This is a genomic window from Burkholderia sp. R-40 (genome assembly GCF_049942845.1).
In the GTDB taxonomy this organism is placed as follows: domain Bacteria; phylum Pseudomonadota; class Gammaproteobacteria; order Burkholderiales; family Burkholderiaceae; genus Burkholderia; species Burkholderia ambifaria.
Genome location: NZ_CP187968.1, coordinates 150,072 through 167,614, shown reverse-complemented (window position 1 = coordinate 167,614; position 17,543 = coordinate 150,072). Strand labels below are relative to the sequence as shown.

Below are 17,543 nucleotides of genomic sequence, written 5' to 3'. Positions count from 1 at the left end.
ATGGACCCGACGGGCTTTCGGCTGAGCGACATGAACGCACGCTCGTGTGTGGAGCGGCTGAGCGCGTGTCTCGCACGAGCGGATGCGTATCCCGGCGACATCGGAACCGCGTGGCTCGCGCGGCGCGACGCCGCCGCGCTTGCCGACGCGCGTGCATGGGATGCGTCGCTGCGCGGCGGTGCGGTCGATGCGCCGCTGGTCGGCGCCGTGCTGACGGTGAAGGCCTGTTTCGATTGCGAAGGCTGGGTCACGCATGCGGGCTCGCGTGTGCTGGCCGATGAACCGCCGGCACCCGCCGACGCCGCGATGGTGTCGATGCTGCGCCGGGCCGGCACGGTGCTGGTCGCGCAGACGGCGATGACCGAGTTCGCGTATGGCGCGCTCGGCATGAATCGTGCGTACGGTACGCCGACGACACCGCTCGACGCGCGGCGCGAGCGGGTGGCCGGCGGATCGAGTTCGGGCGCGGCGGTGTCGGTAGCGCTCGGTGCGGCCGACCTGTCGCTGGGTTCCGATACGAGCGGGTCGGCACGCATTCCGGCCGCATTCTGCGGGGTGACCGGCTTCAAGCCGTCGCGTGGGCGCTATGCGAGCGACGGCATGCAGCTCCTGTCGACGAGCTTCGACGTGCCGGGCCTGCTGGCCGCGACGGTCGAGCTTTGCCGGCGGGCCGACGTTGCGTTGCATGGCCGCGATGCGCAGCGACGACGACCGGCGACGATCCGCGATCTGCAGTTCGTCGTGCCCGAACCATTCGCCACCGACGACGTGGATCCGGTCGTCGGACGCGCATTCGACGCATGGCTGTCCCGACTGTCCGCGGACGGCGCGCGCATCCGGCGCAAGCGGCTCGATTGCGTGGCCGAGGCCGGCGCGGTCGCCCGCGCGGGCGGCATCATCGCGGCTGAGGCGTTCATGCTGCATCGTGCGCGGCTGGCGACGGCGGCCGACCGTTACGATCCGCTGGTCGGCGCGCGCATTGCCGCGGGCGAGCAGGTGCGCGCGCACGATTACGCGGCGGCGCGGCTGCGTCTGGCTGCACTGGCCGACACCTATCACGCCGAGCTCGGCGACGCGGACGCGGTGCTGACGCCGACGGTGCCGATGCTGCCGCCGCGCGTGGCCGATCTGGCCGACGAAGCCGCGTACCTCGAGCAGAATGCGCGTGCGTTCCGGCTGACCGAGTTCGCGAACCGGCTCGACCTGCCGAGCATCAGCGTGCCGGGCGACCTGCGCAACCGGCAACCCGTCGGCTTGCTGATCACCGGGCGTCGATACGAAGACGCGCGGCTGCTCGACGTCGCGGCGATGGTCGAGCGCGCGCTGACCGATTCCACATGACAAGTTTCCCGCGGCAGGGATCGCCTTGCCATTTTCGCCATTACTCATTACTAATCAGAGGTGCTTATGATCGTCGTGAAATCGGCCGATATCGCCAATACCGAACGCCATGCGCGAGGCCCGGGCTGGGACAGCAAGCGCATGATCGTGAAGCAGGACGGCGTCGGCTATTCCGTCCACGAGACGCGGGTGCGTGAAGGCGCGGAACTGCATCTGCACTACAAGAATCACTTCGAGACCAACTACTGCGTCGCTGGCGAAGGGGAAGTCGTCGATACGGCCACCGGCGACGTGCACCCGATCACGCCCGGCACGATCTATGCGCTGAACCTGAACGATCCGCATATCCTGCGCGCGACGCGCGGCGACCTGCATCTCGTATGCGTGTTCAACCCGCCGTTGACGGGGCTCGAGACACATCGGGAAGACGGCAGTTACGCGCTGCCGACGGAACAGCAAGCGTGACGGGCCGTTGCGCGCCGCATCATGCGGCGCGTTGGGGGCACCGTGTTCGGGTTCAGGCCGCCTCGCGGTGGCTGCGCTTGATCGCGTCGACGAGCATCCGCTCGGAATCGTCGAGATAGCGCGCGAGGGCGGTAACGGCTTCGCTGCGACGGTTCTGCGTGAGCAGGTCGTAGATCTGGTATTCGCGCTGGATCCAGTCGGGCGTTTGCACGCGCTTCTCGTCGGGATCGGCGGCGAAGACGAGGCGCAGCTGTGCCGAGATGGTCCGGAAGAACTCGTCGAGCAGCGCCGACTTCTGCAGCGCGACGATGTGCTGGTGGAATCGCAGGCTGTGCGTGCCGACGGCCTGCCAGTTTTCCTTGGCGAGCTCGCGTTCGGCCGCGCGAATCGCGCTCTGCATTTTCTCGAGCAGTGCCGGCTGCGCGAGTTCCGCCGTGTTCAACGCATGCAGTTCGAGCGTGCGGCGCGCGACGTAGAGATCGCGCACGTCCTGGCGATTCAGCGTGCGCACGACCACGCCCTTGTGTCGCACGAACGTGACGAGCCCTTCACGGCCGAGCTGATGCAGGACTTCGCGAAGCGAGTTGCGCGACGTGTCGTATTCGGCCGCGAGGTCCATCTCGATCAGCGCGGTGCCGGGCGGCAGCTTGCCGCTGATGATGTGTTCGCGCAGTTGATGGCTGATCCGGTCGGCGACCGACTGTCCTCTCGCTTTTTCGCTTGCCATTCCTTTCGTTCGCTCCTCTCCTGATCGTGCGCCGCCGGCGTGGCCGGCCGGCGGCGTTTCGCCATTCTACGGGCTATGGGCGTCGTTACGCCGTCTTGTCGTGCTGCCAATCGGCGTGCGGCGGCTGCATCCCGTGCAGGCCGCGGTACGGCGCGACGGGCGGCGACGCCCAGCCTTCGAGCAGGCTCGGGTCGAGCCGGTACACCTCGACGCCGAGCGGCCGGCACACGTCGATCGGGTCGCGTGCGTCGGGCCCCCACATCGGGACGGACAGATCGCCGCCCGGACACGTGGACATCGCGCACAGCACGTCGATTTCCGCGAAGAACTCGAGGTAGTCGCCCGGTTGCGCGGGGCAGGCCTTCATGAAGTACTTGTCGTCGTCGTTCAGGCCCGTGCACTGGAATACGTTGAGCACGTCGTGTACGTCGAATTCGGTCAGCCCGTACGGCGCGACCGCGCGCACGAGGTTCGAATGACAGTGGAAATGAAAATCCTCGCCGGTCAGCAGCTTGTTCACGTACGGATCGCAGCGCGTGCCGAGCAGGTCGTGCACGCGGCCGCCGTCGCCGTCGACGCCGTAGCCCGCGAGTGTGTCGTCGGTGATCGTGACCATAGGACGGAGGTACGGCAAGGTCGACCAGAGCCGGTCGAACGTCGTCACGTGGGCGGCCTGCAACTGGCGCGTGCGCGATGCCCACATGCGTTCGCGCGGATTGTGCAGGTTCCACATGTTGAAGTCGGCCACTTGCGGGCCTTCGAGCGTGACGATCCGGAACACGTGACCGGCCGGCACCGTCCACGCGAAGCCGCTGCGGATCGGCACGACGTGCGACGCGATCCGTTCGCGCGCGTCGTGACGCCGGGCGATCGCGGAATAAAAGGCTTTGTCGACATTCAGGACGGAACCCTTGGTGACCTGGTAGGCGGCGGGATAGTTCGACATGACGCGATACTCTCGGGAAGGTTGTCAGGTGCGGCGATCCGGCCGTAGCCCTTTGTGGTGGCCGCTCACGCGTCAATGTTCATGCTGGATTGTTCAACAATATATTGGCGCTTCGCGGAGTATAGGGTGAAGGCGGGGCGGTGTGTCAATCGGTGGAAAGCACCGAGTGTCGGGGAGGCGGCGCGATCGCGGCGGCGCGGGCGAACGTTCGGCGCCGCAAATGAAAAAACCGCCGGCACATGCCGGCGGTTTCGGTTTTCGGCCCGGTCGCTCGCGCGACGGAACCGCGCGTCAGGCCTTGATTTCCGGCCCGCGTGCGGCCGGCCGGGCCGGTGTCGACGGTGCCGGCGCGAGCGCCCGCGTAGACGGCTGCGCGGGCACGATCACCACGACCGGTTCCGGCATGGCCCACATCGGCATCGCGAACCCGACCGGTTGCGGCATCGCGAACGCGTTGGCGAGCGCGACGTGCTGCAGCGCCATCATCTGCTGCTGCATGGCGATCATCTGCGCCTGGGCCGCCTGCATCTGATACTGCGCCGCCTGCATCTGCCGCAACGCGGCCGCGGGCGGCATGCTGCCCGACGACGACGTCTGCATCTCGAAGCTCGCGCCGCCATGCGGGCTGTGCCAGCTCCACGTGCGGACCTGCATCGGGCCGACGGCCGTCTGGACGACGCGCGTATCGGTTTTCATGGGCACGGCCTGCCCATTGACATTGACGAACATCGGTTGTGCTGCCGGAGCGGCGTCGGCCTGCCCGGCCAGGGCGAGCACGGGCATCAACGCCAGCGTGCCCGCCGCCATATACGAACGGAATCGCATGTTCGGATCTCCATCAAACGAGACTGATCGAATCAACAATGCACGAATCGTGCGGCTCACGGACTGAGCCACGAAGGACTATGCGAGCGCCGGCTTAAATCTGGCTTAAAACCGGGGCGGGACCGCGGAGCGGGGCTGGGTGGGGTGCTCGGGCGATTCGCCGACGCCTGTCAACAGCCCGTTTTGCGCGTTTCGAGATATGCCGCAATCGGCATTTCAACCTCGCCCGCGCCATGGTATTGCCGTCGCGCCGCGCCACAACAGGCACAATACGCGCTTCGCTTCGCCGCGCACCGCTGTTCGAGATTCGAACAAGCGGGCGCGTGTCCCCGCTGTCGAAATCCTTCCCGGTTGTCATGAACGCCTCGCTCACTCCCGCGCGCGAATCGAACTCGCCGCGCTTCCTGCTGTTTCTGATTTGCCTGTTCTCGTCCGCCGGCCAGCTCGCGATCGACATCTACGTGCCCGCGCTGCCCGACATGGCGCGCTCGTTCGCGACCACGCCGCAGGCGATCCAGTCGAGCGTGTCGGGCTACATGGCCGCCTATGCGCTCGGCCAGTTGATCTTCGGCCCGGTGGCCGATGCGTACGGACGCAAGCGCGTGCTCGCGTTCGGGCTCGTCATCTATACGATCGGCTGCCTGCTGTCGCTCGGCGCGCCGAACCTGGAGACGTTCATACTGGCGCGCTGCCTGCAGGGCTTCGGGATCGCGACCACGAACCTGCTCGCGAAGGCGATCATCACCGATTCGTTCTCGGGCCAGGCGCTGATGCATGCGTTCACGTACATGTCGATCGCGTGGGGGCTCGCGCCGATCATCGCGCCGGTGATCGGCGCGCACCTGCAGGAATGGTTCGGCTGGCGCGCGTGCCTCGTGTTCCTGCTGGTCTATTCGCTGGTGATGTGGGCGCTGTGGTGGCATTACCGGGAAACCTTGCCGAAACCGGTCCATCTCGAGCCGCGCACGCTGATCGCGAACGCGGGCAAGGTGCTCGCGAGCCCGGTGTTCCAGAGCTGCTTCCTCGCCCAGGGGCTGTGCTACAGCATCCTGCTGGTGTTCAACATCGTCGGGCCGTTCATGGTGCAGACGACGCTGCACAAGCCGCCGACCTTCTTCGGTTATCTCGCGCTCGGGATCGGGCTGATGTATTTCCTCGGCGGGCTGTCGAACCGGATCCACGGGCGCGGGCTGCCGAGCGCGGAGCAGCGGCTGCGCATCGGCGCGCGCGTGATGGCGGTCGCGGCGGTCGTGATGCTCGTGCTGGCGCTGACCGTCGGCCTGCGCGTGTGGACGCTCGCGACGCCGGTGCTCGTGATGGGCCTCTGCGCGGGCGCGATGTATCCGACGCTGATGGCGAAGGGCAATTCGCTGTTTCCGCATATCGCGGGGCTGACGAGCGCGATCCTCGGGTGCGCGCTGCTGCTCGTATCGTCCGCGATGATGGGGCTGGCCGGTTTCGTGTCGGTGCAGGTGCTGACGCCGCTCGCGGTGTTCTTCGTCGCGCTGTCGTTCATCGTCGTATGGATGGTGACGAAGCTGCTGCGCTACCTGAGCCAGCAGCAGGCCGCGAGCGTCGCTTGCGGGAGCGGGGAGGCGGCGTAAGCCGAATCAACCGGTACCGCGCGGGAGCCTTGCGTTTATAGCGGATGCGCGGCGCCGGCCTGCGTCAGCAGCGAAACGGCAACCGGATCCGGCATCCCGTTCGAATCGATCGCGCCGGCCTTGGCCAGCATCCCAAGGTCTGCGTCGACGCCCGGTTGCCCGACCACGAACGGCGTGGTCAGAAACGCCGGCGTCGCGAGCGTGACCGAGTAGCGTTGCTGGAGATTCGTCACGACGGCCGACTGCGCGGCCTGCACGATGCCCGGATCGCCCATCGCCTGCTGGAAGTGCCGACTTCCCTGGAAATTGCCGATCAACCCGGCCGCGTTCGTACCGAGCTGCGCGGCGAGATAGACGAGCATCAGCTCGGTTTCGGGCGTCGTGTTGAAGGTGCCGCCCGCATACGCGAGCGAGTGCAGGCTCGTGCCGCCCGACGCGACGCTGATCACGCACGGCAGCACGGCGTTGACGGTCACGCGGTAGTTGCCGCCGCCGTCGGTCAGCGTCGTCGCCGAGCCCCGCGCGCAACTCACCGTTACCGATGCGCTCGCGAGCGCGCCGCCGGTGGCGGCCGTGCCGGACAGCGCGACGGTCTGCGTGTTGTTGTCGTTGAAGCAGGCATCGACGCCGAAGCAGGCCTCGCCGTTGCAGCCCGCCAGTGTCGCGAGCGCGGCGACGCAAAGTGCGCCCAGCGCGGGGCGGGTGAAGTGCGGCGGGCGAATGTTCATGGTCGCGGGCGATCGGGGGAAGAAGACAACCGGTGAGCGCAGGGGATACGGCCTTGCTCACATTCTAGGTGCCGAATCGGCGCGTTGCTTGCCCGTTTGACGCAGGGAAGCGAATTTACCGGGCGCACCGGCAATCGAGTTCCCGCCCGGCCGCTCGCCGAACGCGAACGCGGCTGGCGCACCCGCTCAGGGCTTGCGCGCGGCCGGCTTCGCGAACGCGCCGCGCACCTCGAAGCCGATCGCATCCGCGACGTTGCCGCGCGCGTCGACGAGCTCCAGCCGGTGCCGGCCCGGCCACGGCATCCACGCGATGCGGTCGGCGTGCCCGATCACCTTGTCGTCGAGCCGCCATGCGAAGCGCGCGGCATGCCCGGACGACCGCTCGAACCAGATCCGCTGGTTCTTCGGTGGAATGTCCGGATCGATCGCGAAGATCGTGCCGTCGGTCGGCGCGCCGATCGCCAGCGGCGCGCGCGCGCCGTCCTTGCCCGGCGTGACGGGCGCCGCGAGCCGGATCGTGTCGAGCGCCGTGCCCGCGACGAACCACTCGTTGCGCGACGGCTCGACGTCGCGCTCGAACGCGATGCGGCGCGTTTCGACGCCGGCCGGCGCTTTCGGCGCACGGCTCGGCAGGTCGCGGTGCAGGTAGCCGACGACGGCCGACCACACCGGCGACGCGCCCGTCACCCCCGACACGTCCCACATCGGCGAGCCGTCCGCATTGCCGACCCACACGCCGACCGTATAGCGCGACGTGAAGCCGACGGTCCAGTTGTCGCGCATGTCCTTGCTCGTGCCGGTCTTGACTGCCGAGAAGAAGCGCGTCGCGAGCGGGTTGTCGAAGCCGAACGTGCGCACCCGCGCGTTGTTGTCGGAGAGGATGTCGGTGACGACGAAGCTGGCCGCTTCGCTGAATACGCGCGTGCCGTTGTCCGCATGGCCCGGTGTCGATGCGCCGGAAGCAGGCGCCGGCGCCGGCAGGTCGACGACCTTGCGCGCGACGCCGCCATTTGCAAGCGCGCGATACGCATTGGTCAGCGACAGCAGCGTGACGTCCGCGCTGCCGAGCGCGAGGCTGAAGCCGTAGTAATCGCCTTCCTGCGCGAGCGGCAGGCCGAGCGCGGTCAGCGTGCGCGCGAAGCGGTGCGGCGTGACGAGCACGAGCGTGCGCACGGCCGGCACGTTCAGCGAGCCGCCGAGCGCGGTGCGCACGCTCACCCAGCCCTTGAAATCCTTGTCGTAGTTCTGCGGAATGTAGAGGCCGCCGCCGGCCGCGAGGTTGATCGGCGCGTCGTCGAGCAGCGATGCGGCCGTCAGCCGCTTCTCGTCGATCGCCTGCGCGTAGAGGAACGGCTTGAGTGTCGAGCCGGCCTGGCGCGGCGCGAGCACGGCGTCGACGTCGCGCGCGCTCGACAACGCCCCCGACGAACCGACCCACGCGCGAATCTCGCCGGTCGCGTTGTCGATCACGACGACCGCGCCGTCCTGCACGTTGCGCCGGTGCGCGGGCGCGTTGAGCTCGGTCAGTGCGCGCGTCAGCGTGTCGCGCGCGAAGCGCTGCAGCGGCGCGTCGAGCGTCGTGCGCACCTGCGCGCCGGCCGCGGGTCGGACCTCGGCCGCGATGCGGCGCGCGAAGTGCGGGGCGAGGGCGGCGCCGTCGTCCCGCACGGCGTTGGCCGGGCGCGCGATCACGAGCTGCACGTAGCCGTCGAGTGATGCGCAGGCCTGTTCCGCATGCATGTCGCGCAGGATCCGGCAGGCCCGCTCGGCGACCTTCGCGGGCGACGCGTTCGGCGCGCGCACCAGCGCCGCGGCGATCGCGGCTTCGCGTGCGTCGAGACCGGACGGCGCCTTGCCGAACAGCACCTGCGACAGCGCGGCGAGCCCGACCGTCTCGCCGCGAAACGGCACGAGATTCAGGTAGGCCTCGAGGATCTGGTCCTTGCGCCAGCCGCGTTCGAGCAGCAGCGCGTTCATCGCCTGGGTGGCCTTCTGCGGCAGCGAGCGCTGGCCCGAGCGGCGCGGCGAATCGCTGAGCAGCCCGGCGAGCTGCATCGTCACGGTCGACGCGCCGCGCGTGCGCTCGTTCCACAGGTTGCCCCACGCCGCGCCGGCGATGCCGCGCCAGTCGACGCCGCTGTGTTCGTAGAAACGCTTGTCCTCGGACACGACGATCGCCTCGCGGAACGCAGGCGACACGTCGGCAAGTGACACCCAGTCGCCGCGCCGTTCGGTGAGATCGACGCGCGTGCGCTGCAACGGCGTGCCGTCGCGCGCGAGCAGCACCCAGTCGGAACTGCGCCAGTTGCGCCGCACGTCGTCGTAGCCGGGCAGCGCGTGCGCGACGAGCGGCGCGGCCAGCACGACGGCGACGAATACGCGGCCGGCGAAGCGCGCCGGCCGCGGCAAAACCAGATCGATCATCGCGTACTCACGACTTGCCCGCGTCGGCCGGCTTCACGGTCATCGGCGGGTTCGGCCACAGGCCATACACGGACGGCGCGTACAGCGCCTCGACGCGCGTCGGCGGCAGCCCGAAGGTGCCGACGTTGTTCAGCCGCACCGTGTACTCGACCGAGAGTTTGCCCTTCGGCAGATAGTCGTAATACGCACGGTAGCCATCGAAGTCGCGTTCGATGAACGCCGGCCATGCGCCGTCCGGAGACTTCTCGCCCTGCGTTGCGGCCTCGGAGTCGCGGCCGAGGCCCGAGCCGAGAATCGTCGCGCCGGACGGAATCGGATCGTTGACGACGACCCACGTCATGTCGCTCTGCGCATCGATGTCGAGATGCACGCGCACGACGTCGCCGCGCGTCAGCACGCCCTTGACGGCGGGCGACACGGGCGTGACGGTCTTCGTGATCCGGTAGCCGGCCGCGAACGGCGAGCGCAGCGGCACGGCCGCGAGACTCTCGACCGTTGCCCACGGACGGCCCGTGCCATCCTGCGTGACAGACAGCGTGGCCGGCGCCTGCGGCGCACGCGGCCACGGCATCAGCACGCTGCGCGCGGCGGCGGCGCGGGTCGCGGGCGTGGCCGACGCGGGCGTATCGGCGGGCGCGGCCGAGCCTGCCTGCGACCACGCGATCGCACGCTCGTTGCCGCCGAGCGCGACCTTCGTCGTGCCGGCCACCGGCACGCTCTCGTAGGTGCGCGAGAAGCGCTCCACCGCGAGCTGGCCGAGTGCGTTCGACGTCGTCGTCTGCCATGCGCCCTGACGTTGCAGCGCGAGCAGGCCGGCCGTCACGCGCGGCATCTCGTCCTTCCACGCCGGGTCGCCCGCGAATTCCAGCGCGAGGCGCGCGGCGTTGGTCTCGTTGCTCGTCATCAGCCACCACAGGTCGTCGTCGCGCGCGGTCGAGAACACGAGCTGCGTGCCCTGGTACGTGAGGCGCGCGCGCAGGATCTGTTCGACCTGCGCGCGTTTCTCGTCGCGCTGCGGGACGTCCTTCACGCGCGTGAGGATCGCGTGATAGTCGATCACCGCCGAGGTCGGCCACTGGTTCGGCGCGATCTCGATCGAGCCGAGCATGCGGCCTTGCGCGGCACCGTAACGCGACAGCGCCTCGATCGCGGCCAGCTTGCGCAGGTCGCGATCCTGGCGCGGCGCCCATGCGTTGCGCTCGATGCGGCCGTCGATGAACCGCGCGAGCCCGGCTTCGAGCTGCGTGCGCAGGTCTTCCGGCAGCGCGAAGCGCGGGTCGAGGCGGCCGGCTTCGTCGGCGACCACGAGCAGGTACGACGACAGCGTCGGGCTGCCGTAGTGCGCGTCGTCGGACGACGGCGGGAAATAGCTCGCGAGCCCGTCGCTGTCGAGGTAGACGGGCATCCGCGCAACCAGCGCCTGCCATTGCGCGGCGTCGTGCAGGCCGATCGCACGCGACGTCTGCTGTTCGAGACAGCGGTACGGATAGCGCTCGAACCAGCGCCGCACGCCGGGCAGGCCGTCCGCGAGCTTCGACTGCAGCGACACGGCGATGCCGCCGCGCGGCGCGCCCTGCGCGTTGTTGACGGCGCCGGCCGGGGCCGACACGGGCAACGTCAGTGTGCCGTCGACCTGCGTGAGCGTGGCCTGCTGCACGGTCACCGGCAGTGCGGGCACGACCTTCTGCGCGACGGCCAGCGCATCGGACGCGCGCTTGCCGCCTTGCTCGGCCGCTTCGATCCGCCAGTTCAGCGCGCCGGCCGCGTCGAGCGCCTGCTCGGGCACGGTGATCGTCCATGCGACCTCGGTCGCCGCGTTGGCCGCGAGCGACACGGTTTGCGGCGCGACGTCGAGCCCCGTCACGCGCGGCGTCACGACCACCTGCATCGCGCGGTCGGTCGTGTTGCGCAGCGTGACCTGCGCGCGGAACGCATCGCCTTCGCGCACGAGCGGCGGCAGGCCGGAGATCAGCTGCAGATCCTGCGTGCTGCGGATCGACGTGCTGCCGGTGCCGAAGCGGTCGGGGCCGACCGCCGCGACGGCGACGATCCGGAAGCGCGTGAGCGCGTCGTTCAGCGGCACCTCGACGGTTGCGCTGCCGTTCGCGTCGAGCGTCACGCGCGGATTCCACAGCAGCAGCGTGTCGAACAGCTCGCGCGTCGGCGCGCTGCCGCCGCCACCGCCGGCCGGCACGGCCTTGCGGCCGAAGTGGCGGCGGCCGACGATTTCCATCTGCGCGGTGGCCGTCTCGACGCCGTACGCGCGTCGCTGCAGCATCGCGTCGAGCAGGTCCCAGCTGTTGTTCGGCATCAGTTCGAGCAGCGCCTCGTCGACGGCCGCGACCGCGATCTGCGTGCCGGCAGGCGCGGGCTGGCCGTTCGGCAGCGTGACCTTCACGTGCGCCTGCGCCTTGCCGCGCACCGTGTAGCGCGTCGCGTCGGTCGTCACGGTCACGCCGAGACGATGCACGCCGGTGCCGACCTTGATCTCGCCGAGGCCGTAGCGGAACGCGGGCTTCGACAGGTCGACGAACGCGGTCGGCGCTTCATGGTGACGGCCTTCGCGCCAGAACGCGCGCGCCCATTCGACCGGCGCCTTCCAGCCCCACGTGAAGAACGAGTACCACGGCACCTCGCGAATCCGGCCGCGCAGCGCGAGCACCGACACGTAGACGTTCGGCCCCCACGATTCGCCGACCTTCAGGTCGACGGTCGGATTCTTGCCGGTCAATTCGACGATGTGCGTTTCCATCACGCCGCCGCGCTCGACCGCGACCAGCGCCGTTGCATAGCGGAACGGCATGCGCACCTGGAAGCGGGCCGTTTCGCCCGGTTCGTAGGACGTCTTTTCCGGAATCACGTCGATCCGGTCGGTGTTGTCGCCGCCGAACCACAGTTCGTCCTCGCGCGTGACCCACACGGACGTCGACGCGTTCGACGTGCGGCCGTCGCCGTCCTTCGCGACCGCGATCAGCTGGACGTTGCCGGCCTGTTCGAGCGTCGCGTCGCAGGCCATGCGGCCCTTGTCGTCGGTCTTGCCCGAGCACAGCACGCCGAGGTCGCGCGTGTCGCTCTTGTTGTCGTACGCGTAGAAGCCGCCGACCATTCGCTTGCGCGACGACGTCGTGACGTGCGCGACGCCCTTGATCTCGATCGACACCGACGCGCGCGGCTTGCCCTGCAGGTCGACCGCGAGCGCCTGCACCGGCACGCGCTGGCCGACCGACACCCAGCGGCCGGCCTTGATGCCGGCCACCACCGCGGCCGGCCACAGGATCGTGTCGCCGCGGATCGTCTGCACTTCGCCGTTCGGGTCCGCGAACGTGGCCTCGAGCGCGATGCGCTTCGGCGCGTCGACGTCGGGCAGGCCCTTGAGCGTGACCGAGCCCGCACCGTTGCGGTCGAGCGTCAGCGGCAGCTTGTCGGCGATCAGCTTGGTCGCGTCGGGGTCGTTGTTCGCGGCCGACGCGTTGTCGCCGTCCTGCGCATCGTCGTCGGCGTTGCCGTCGCTGCGCTCCGGACGATAGGGCGTGAAGCTGAAGTCCTCGAAGCGATCCGCGAACGGTGGCGACGCCCACTTCATCAGCGCCGACACCTGCACGGGCAGGTTCGATGCGCCGCCGCCCGACACGTAGTCGATCTGCACCGCGAGCGGCGCTTCCTTGACCGCGACGAGCGGGCTCTTCTGCGCATCGCGCGCGCCGATCGACCCTTTGAGCACCGGCAGGCGGAACGCCTCGACGCGGAAGCTGCCGCTGTAGTAACTAGATGTCGGCGCATCGTCCGGGCCGCCTTCGAGCGTGACGCTGTATTCGCCGAGCTTGGCCGCGGGCGGCAGCGGGAATTGCGTGTCCGCGCTGTGGTCGGCCGACCACGTGAGCGGCAGCTTGTAGGTCTGGTCGGAGCCGAGATGGCGGATCTTCACGCGCGTCGGGTATTGCGCCGGGAACGCGAGGGTCTGCAGCGTCTCGGTGCGCAGGAAGTGCTTCATCGACACGGTTTCGCCAGCACGCAGCAGCGTGCGGTCGAACACGGTATGTGCACGCACGGTCGGTTCGCTGCCGGTGTCGGTCGGCACGTTGAAGCGCCACGATTCGATCCCGCGGTTCCAGTTCGAGCTGACGAACGCCATGTCGGGGCCCGTCTTCGGATCGTCGACGCGCGCCGACACAAAGTAGTCGTCGAAGCGTTCCGACTGGCTGCATTCGTGCTTCGGCTCGAATTGACCGTCGATCTTCAGCAGGCCTTGCGCATCGGTCTTGCCGGTCGCGATCTCGTCGCCGTTGCAATCCGACACGCGGATCCGCGCGTTCGGCACCGGCTTGCCCTTGTCGAGCGTCGTGACCCACACGAGGTTGTTCTCGCGGCCCTGTTTCAGATGCACGCCGAGGTTCGTGACGAGCACGGTGGTGCGCACGTACATGCTCGACGGCTTCGCGAGCAGCGAGCGGCCGAGCGCGGGCGACGCGAGTTCGAGCACGTAGAAACCGGGCTTGTCGATCGGCACGCCGACGACCTCGAACGGACGCAGCGCCTTCGGATCGGCCTTCGGCAGCGTCATCGCCTGGGCCCCCGGCTCGCCGGTGAGCAGCGACAGCGAGCGCACGTCGATGCGGCGATTCTGCGGCGCGGGCATCTTTTCACCAGCCTCGAGCGGCACATAGACGGGGTGCTGGCCCGTGCGCCGGAGCAGGCCCGGCATGCGCGCGTCGATCGTGCCGGCCGTCATCGCCCAGTTGTCGAACTGATCGACGGTGCGCATCCATTGGCGGATCGCGGTGTCGTCGTCCACCTTCAGGTTCGCGAATTGTGCGCCGCGCGTGTTGAGGCCCGCGATATGCAGGTCGGCCTCGACGTTGCGCAGCGTGACCGGCACGAGCGCCGGCGTATCGGGTTCGGCGAAACGCTCGACGATCCCGAAGGTGCCCGACGAGAATTTCGCGAGCGGCGGCATCGGCGCGGTGCGCGTCGCGAGCGGGAACAGGTCGGCATTCGCGAGCGAGCGGTCGGTCACGTCGCGCAGGCCGGACGGCAGCTCGATCGTCAGGTTCGCCTGCGCGGGCAGCGGCGGGTTGAACGTGACGGTGGTCACTTCGTCGCTGTGGTCGTCGGCCCCGAAGGTCGGTGAAAGCGAACCGTCAGGACCGCGCAGCTTGATCGCCTCGGCGTTCTTGCGCGAGATCGGCGCGTTGAACGACAGCGTCAGCGGGCGCAGCGGCGTGCAGGGTGCCTTCGCGTTCTCGCGTTCGCACGAGAAACTCGCGGTGAACGGGGCGCGCACCGTGAAGTCGAAGCGGCGCTCCGTGTCGTTCGCGATGCCGCTCGGGCTTGCGACGCCCTTGCCGTAGACGAGCTGCATCTTCGCGCTCGCGGGCAGCGCCTGCGCGCACGACAGCGTCAGCACGCGCGCGGCGTCCTTCTTCAGCCCGAAGTGGTCGAGCAGCGCGTTGCGGGTCTCGTCGTCGGCGGCCGTGACGGGGATGCGGTTGCCGATGCCGGCCGCCTCGCACCAGATGTTCGCGAGTGCGGAACGCGGCTCGGCCGGGCCGTTCAGCTTCAGCACGAAGACCTGGCGCTCCTCGATCTCGCGCGAGCCGGGGCGCACCGTCACCGGGAACGGGCCGCCGGTTTGAAACGTGAAGCGGTGCGGGCCGCTCACCGCATTGCCGGCGACCGAGCGCAGCGTGTCGTTGAGCGCGACCGAGCAGCGCACGCCCGGCGGCAGGTCGTTCTCGAAATCGTAGACCCACGTCTTGTCGTCGAGCCAGTGACCCTGGCCGCGCGCGGCGGCGGAATCGTTGCAGGTCATGCGCGCGGGGTTCGGCGCGGACGCCGAGCCGAATGCGACCATCGGCTCGTCGAACTTGACGACGCTTTGCCGGACTTCGGTGACCGTGCCTTGCGGCGATACGCTCACCGTGCGCGCCGCGAGCGCATGCAGCGACAGTGCCGCGGCGGCGCCGAGCGCCGCGATCGCGCCGATGCGCCAGAGCAGCCGTGTGGTGTGATTGGATTGATGCGTGTTGTTGTGTTTATTGTGCTGCTTCATCGCTCGATGCCCTCGGAGGGAAGCTTTCTGTTTGATTGCACGGGATTCTAACCGACGCGCATGCGAGCGGATGGCGGGACGGGGCGGCGCGTGTCGTCGGCTTGCGACACACTTCGCCACGATGCAGAATTGTCGCGCCGACGACACAAAGATGCCGCGAAATGTCGATTGTCTCGGCTTGCGGAACATTTAATCGACTATAAAAGCATTGTCCGATTCGAATTGTGCGCGTACATTTCAGGGCCGCGCGAAAGTTTGAGAAATATCAAGCGTGGTTTTCCCGAATCCGGTGTTCGAGAGAAGGAAACATGCACAACGACAACACCCCCCACTCGCGTCGCGCAAGCGACGCATCCGTATCCGGCATCACGCGGCGTCAATGGCTGCAGGGCGCACTGGCGCTGACGGCGGCCGGCCTCACCGGCTCGCTGGCGTTGCGGGCCCTGGCCGATAATCCCGGCACCGCGCCGCTCGATACGTTCATGACGCTCTCCGAAGCACTGACAGGCAAGAAAGGGCTGAGCCGCGTGCTCGGCGAACGCTTCCTGCACGCGCTGCAGAAGGGTTCGTTCAAGACGGCCGACGGTCTGTCGCAACTCGCCGGCGCGCTCGCGTCCGGTTCACTGGATGCCGATCAGGAAAACGCCGCGCTGTCGATTCTCGGCGCGTGGTATCTCGGCATCGTCGACAACGTCGTGATTACTTACGAAGAAGCATTAATGTTCAGCGTCGTGTCCGATACGCTCGTGATTCCTTCGTATTGCCCCAACAAACCCGGCTTCTGGGCCGAAAAACCGATCGAGAGGCAAGCCTGATGGCGGATACCGATACGCAAAAGGCCGACGTCGTGGTCGTCGGGTCCGGTGTCGCGGGCGCGATCGTCGCGCATCAGCTCGCGATGGCGGGCAAGTCGGTGATCCTGCTCGAAGCAGGCCCGCGCATGCCGCGCGGCGAGATCGTCGAGCGCTTCCGCAACCAGCCCGACAAGACGGACTTCATGGCGCCGTACCCGTCGAGCCCGTGGGCGCCGCATCCGGAATACGGCCCGCCGAACGACTACCTGGTCCTGAAGGGCGAGCACAAGTTCAACTCGCAGTACATCCGTGCGGTGGGCGGCACGACGTGGCACTGGGCCGCGTCGGCGTGGCGCTTCATCCCGAACGACTTCAAGATGAAGACGGTGTACGGCGTCGGCCGCGACTGGCCGATCCAGTACGACGATCTCGAGCATTACTACCAGCGCGCCGAGGAAGAGCTCGGCGTGTGGGGCCCCGGCCCCGAGGAAGACCTGTACTCGCCGCGCAAGCAGGCGTACCCGATGCCGCCGCTGCCGTTGTCGTTCAACGAACAGACGATCAAGAGCGCGCTCAACGGCTATGACCCGAAGTTCCACGTCGTGACCGAGCCGGTCGCGCGCAACAGCCGCCCGTACGACGGCCGGCCGACTTGTTGCGGGAACAACAATTGCATGCCGATTTGCCCGATCGGCGCGATGTACAACGGCATCGTGCACGTCGAGAAGGCCGAGCAGGCGGGCGCGAAGCTGATCGACAGCGCGGTCGTCTACAAGCTCGAGACCGGTCCGGACAAGCGCATCGTCGCCGCGATCTACAAGGACAAGACGGGCGCCGACCATCGCGTCGAAGGCAAGTACTTCGTGGTGGCCGCGAACGGCATCGAGACGCCGAAGATCCTGCTGATGTCGGCGAACCGCGATTTCCCGAACGGTGTCGCGAACAGCTCCGACATGGTCGGGCGCAACCTGATGGACCACCCGGGCACGGGCGTGTCGTTCTACGCGAGCGACAAGCTGTGGCCGGGCCGCGGCCCGCAGGAGATGACGTCGCTGATCGGTTTCCGCGACGGCCCGTTCCGGGCGACCGAAGCCGCGAAGAAAATCCACCTGTCGAACATGTCGCGCATCAACCAGGAGACGCAGAAGATCTTCAAGGCCGGCAAGCTGATGAAGTCCGACGAGCTCGACGCGCAGATCCGCGATCGTTCCGCGCGCTACGTGCAGTTCGACTGCTTCCACGAAATCCTGCCGCAGCCCGAGAACCGCATCGTGCCGAGCAAGACGGCCACCGACGCGATCGGCATTCCGCGCCCGGAAATCACGTATGCGATCGACGACTACGTGAAGCGCGGCGCCGTGCATACGCGCGAGGTCTACGCGACCGCCGCGAAGGTGCTGGGCGGTACCGATGTCGTGTTCAACGACGAGTTCGCGCCGAACAACCACATCACGGGCTCGACGATCATGGGCGCGGATGCACGCGACTCGGTCGTCGACAAGGACTGCCGCACGTTCGACCATCCGAACCTGTTCATCTCGAGCAGCTCGACGATGCCGACCGTCGGTACGGTGAACGTGACGCTGACGATCGCGGCGCTGGCGCTGCGGATGTCGGACACGCTGAAGAAGGAAGTCTGA

The 17,543-nt window shown here is 68.3% G+C and carries 11 protein-coding genes; 5 read left to right on the top strand and 6 right to left on the bottom strand.

What is annotated here, in order from left to right; genetic code table 11:
• Positions 1-1,341 (top strand): amidase family protein, encoded by a 1,341-nt coding sequence (locus tag ACP26O_RS17050; RefSeq protein ID WP_175663697.1) that lies wholly within the window; start codon positions 1-3, stop codon positions 1,339-1,341.
• Positions 1,342-1,407: 66 nt separating this feature from the next.
• Positions 1,408-1,806 (top strand): ectoine synthase, encoded by a 399-nt coding sequence (locus ACP26O_RS17045; RefSeq protein WP_175663698.1) that lies wholly within the window; start codon positions 1,408-1,410, stop codon positions 1,804-1,806.
• Positions 1,807-1,858: 52 nt separating this feature from the next.
• Here the strand turns inward: ACP26O_RS17045 and ACP26O_RS17040 are convergent, their stop codons facing one another.
• From ACP26O_RS17040 to ACP26O_RS17030, 3 genes are all read right to left on the bottom strand, one after another.
• Positions 1,859-2,533: a GntR family transcriptional regulator gene (locus ACP26O_RS17040; protein WP_105831181.1), complete on the bottom strand. Its 675-nt coding sequence runs from the start codon at positions 2,531-2,533 to the stop codon at positions 1,859-1,861.
• An 85-nt stretch (positions 2,534-2,618) separates the two neighbouring features.
• Positions 2,619-3,479 (bottom strand): urea carboxylase-associated family protein, encoded by an 861-nt coding sequence (locus ACP26O_RS17035; protein WP_105831180.1) that lies wholly within the window; start codon positions 3,477-3,479, stop codon positions 2,619-2,621.
• A gap of 291 nt (positions 3,480-3,770) precedes the next feature.
• Positions 3,771-4,304: a hypothetical protein gene (locus ACP26O_RS17030; RefSeq protein WP_175663699.1), complete on the bottom strand. Its 534-nt coding sequence runs from the start codon at positions 4,302-4,304 to the stop codon at positions 3,771-3,773.
• A gap of 356 nt (positions 4,305-4,660) precedes the next feature.
• Between ACP26O_RS17030 and ACP26O_RS17025 the strand changes: the two genes are divergently transcribed.
• Entirely contained in the window at positions 4,661-5,908 is a 1,248-nt protein-coding gene (locus tag ACP26O_RS17025) for a multidrug effflux MFS transporter (RefSeq protein ID WP_105831178.1), read from the top strand.
• A gap of 35 nt (positions 5,909-5,943) precedes the next feature.
• Here the strand turns inward: ACP26O_RS17025 and ACP26O_RS17020 are convergent, their stop codons facing one another.
• From ACP26O_RS17020 to ACP26O_RS17010, 3 genes are all read right to left on the bottom strand, one after another.
• Entirely contained in the window at positions 5,944-6,636 is a 693-nt protein-coding gene (locus ACP26O_RS17020; protein WP_175663700.1) for a hypothetical protein, read from the bottom strand.
• A gap of 186 nt (positions 6,637-6,822) precedes the next feature.
• The gene (gene pbpC / locus ACP26O_RS17015) at positions 6,823-9,060 is read right to left on the bottom strand and encodes a penicillin-binding protein 1C (RefSeq protein WP_175663701.1); all 2,238 of its coding nucleotides are present in this window, start codon (positions 9,058-9,060) and stop codon (positions 6,823-6,825) included.
• A 7-nt stretch (positions 9,061-9,067) separates the two neighbouring features.
• A complete protein-coding gene (locus tag ACP26O_RS17010; protein ID WP_175663702.1) occupies positions 9,068-15,109 on the bottom strand; it encodes an alpha-2-macroglobulin family protein in 6,042 nt (2,013 codons plus the stop codon).
• 308 nt (positions 15,110-15,417) lie between these two features.
• Here ACP26O_RS17010 and ACP26O_RS17005 point away from each other — a divergent pair, with 308 nt between their 5' ends.
• Both ACP26O_RS17005 and ACP26O_RS17000 read left to right on the top strand, forming a co-directional pair.
• Complete coding sequence (locus tag ACP26O_RS17005; protein WP_012366206.1) at positions 15,418-15,924, top strand: sugar dehydrogenase complex small subunit; 507 nt, start codon at positions 15,418-15,420, stop codon at positions 15,922-15,924.
• Positions 15,924-17,543 carry a GMC family oxidoreductase gene (locus ACP26O_RS17000; protein ID WP_011658979.1) on the top strand — a complete coding sequence of 540 codons (1,620 nt, stop codon included), beginning with the start codon at positions 15,924-15,926 and terminating at the stop codon, positions 17,541-17,543. Before ACP26O_RS17005 ends, ACP26O_RS17000 begins: the two co-directional genes overlap by 1 nt.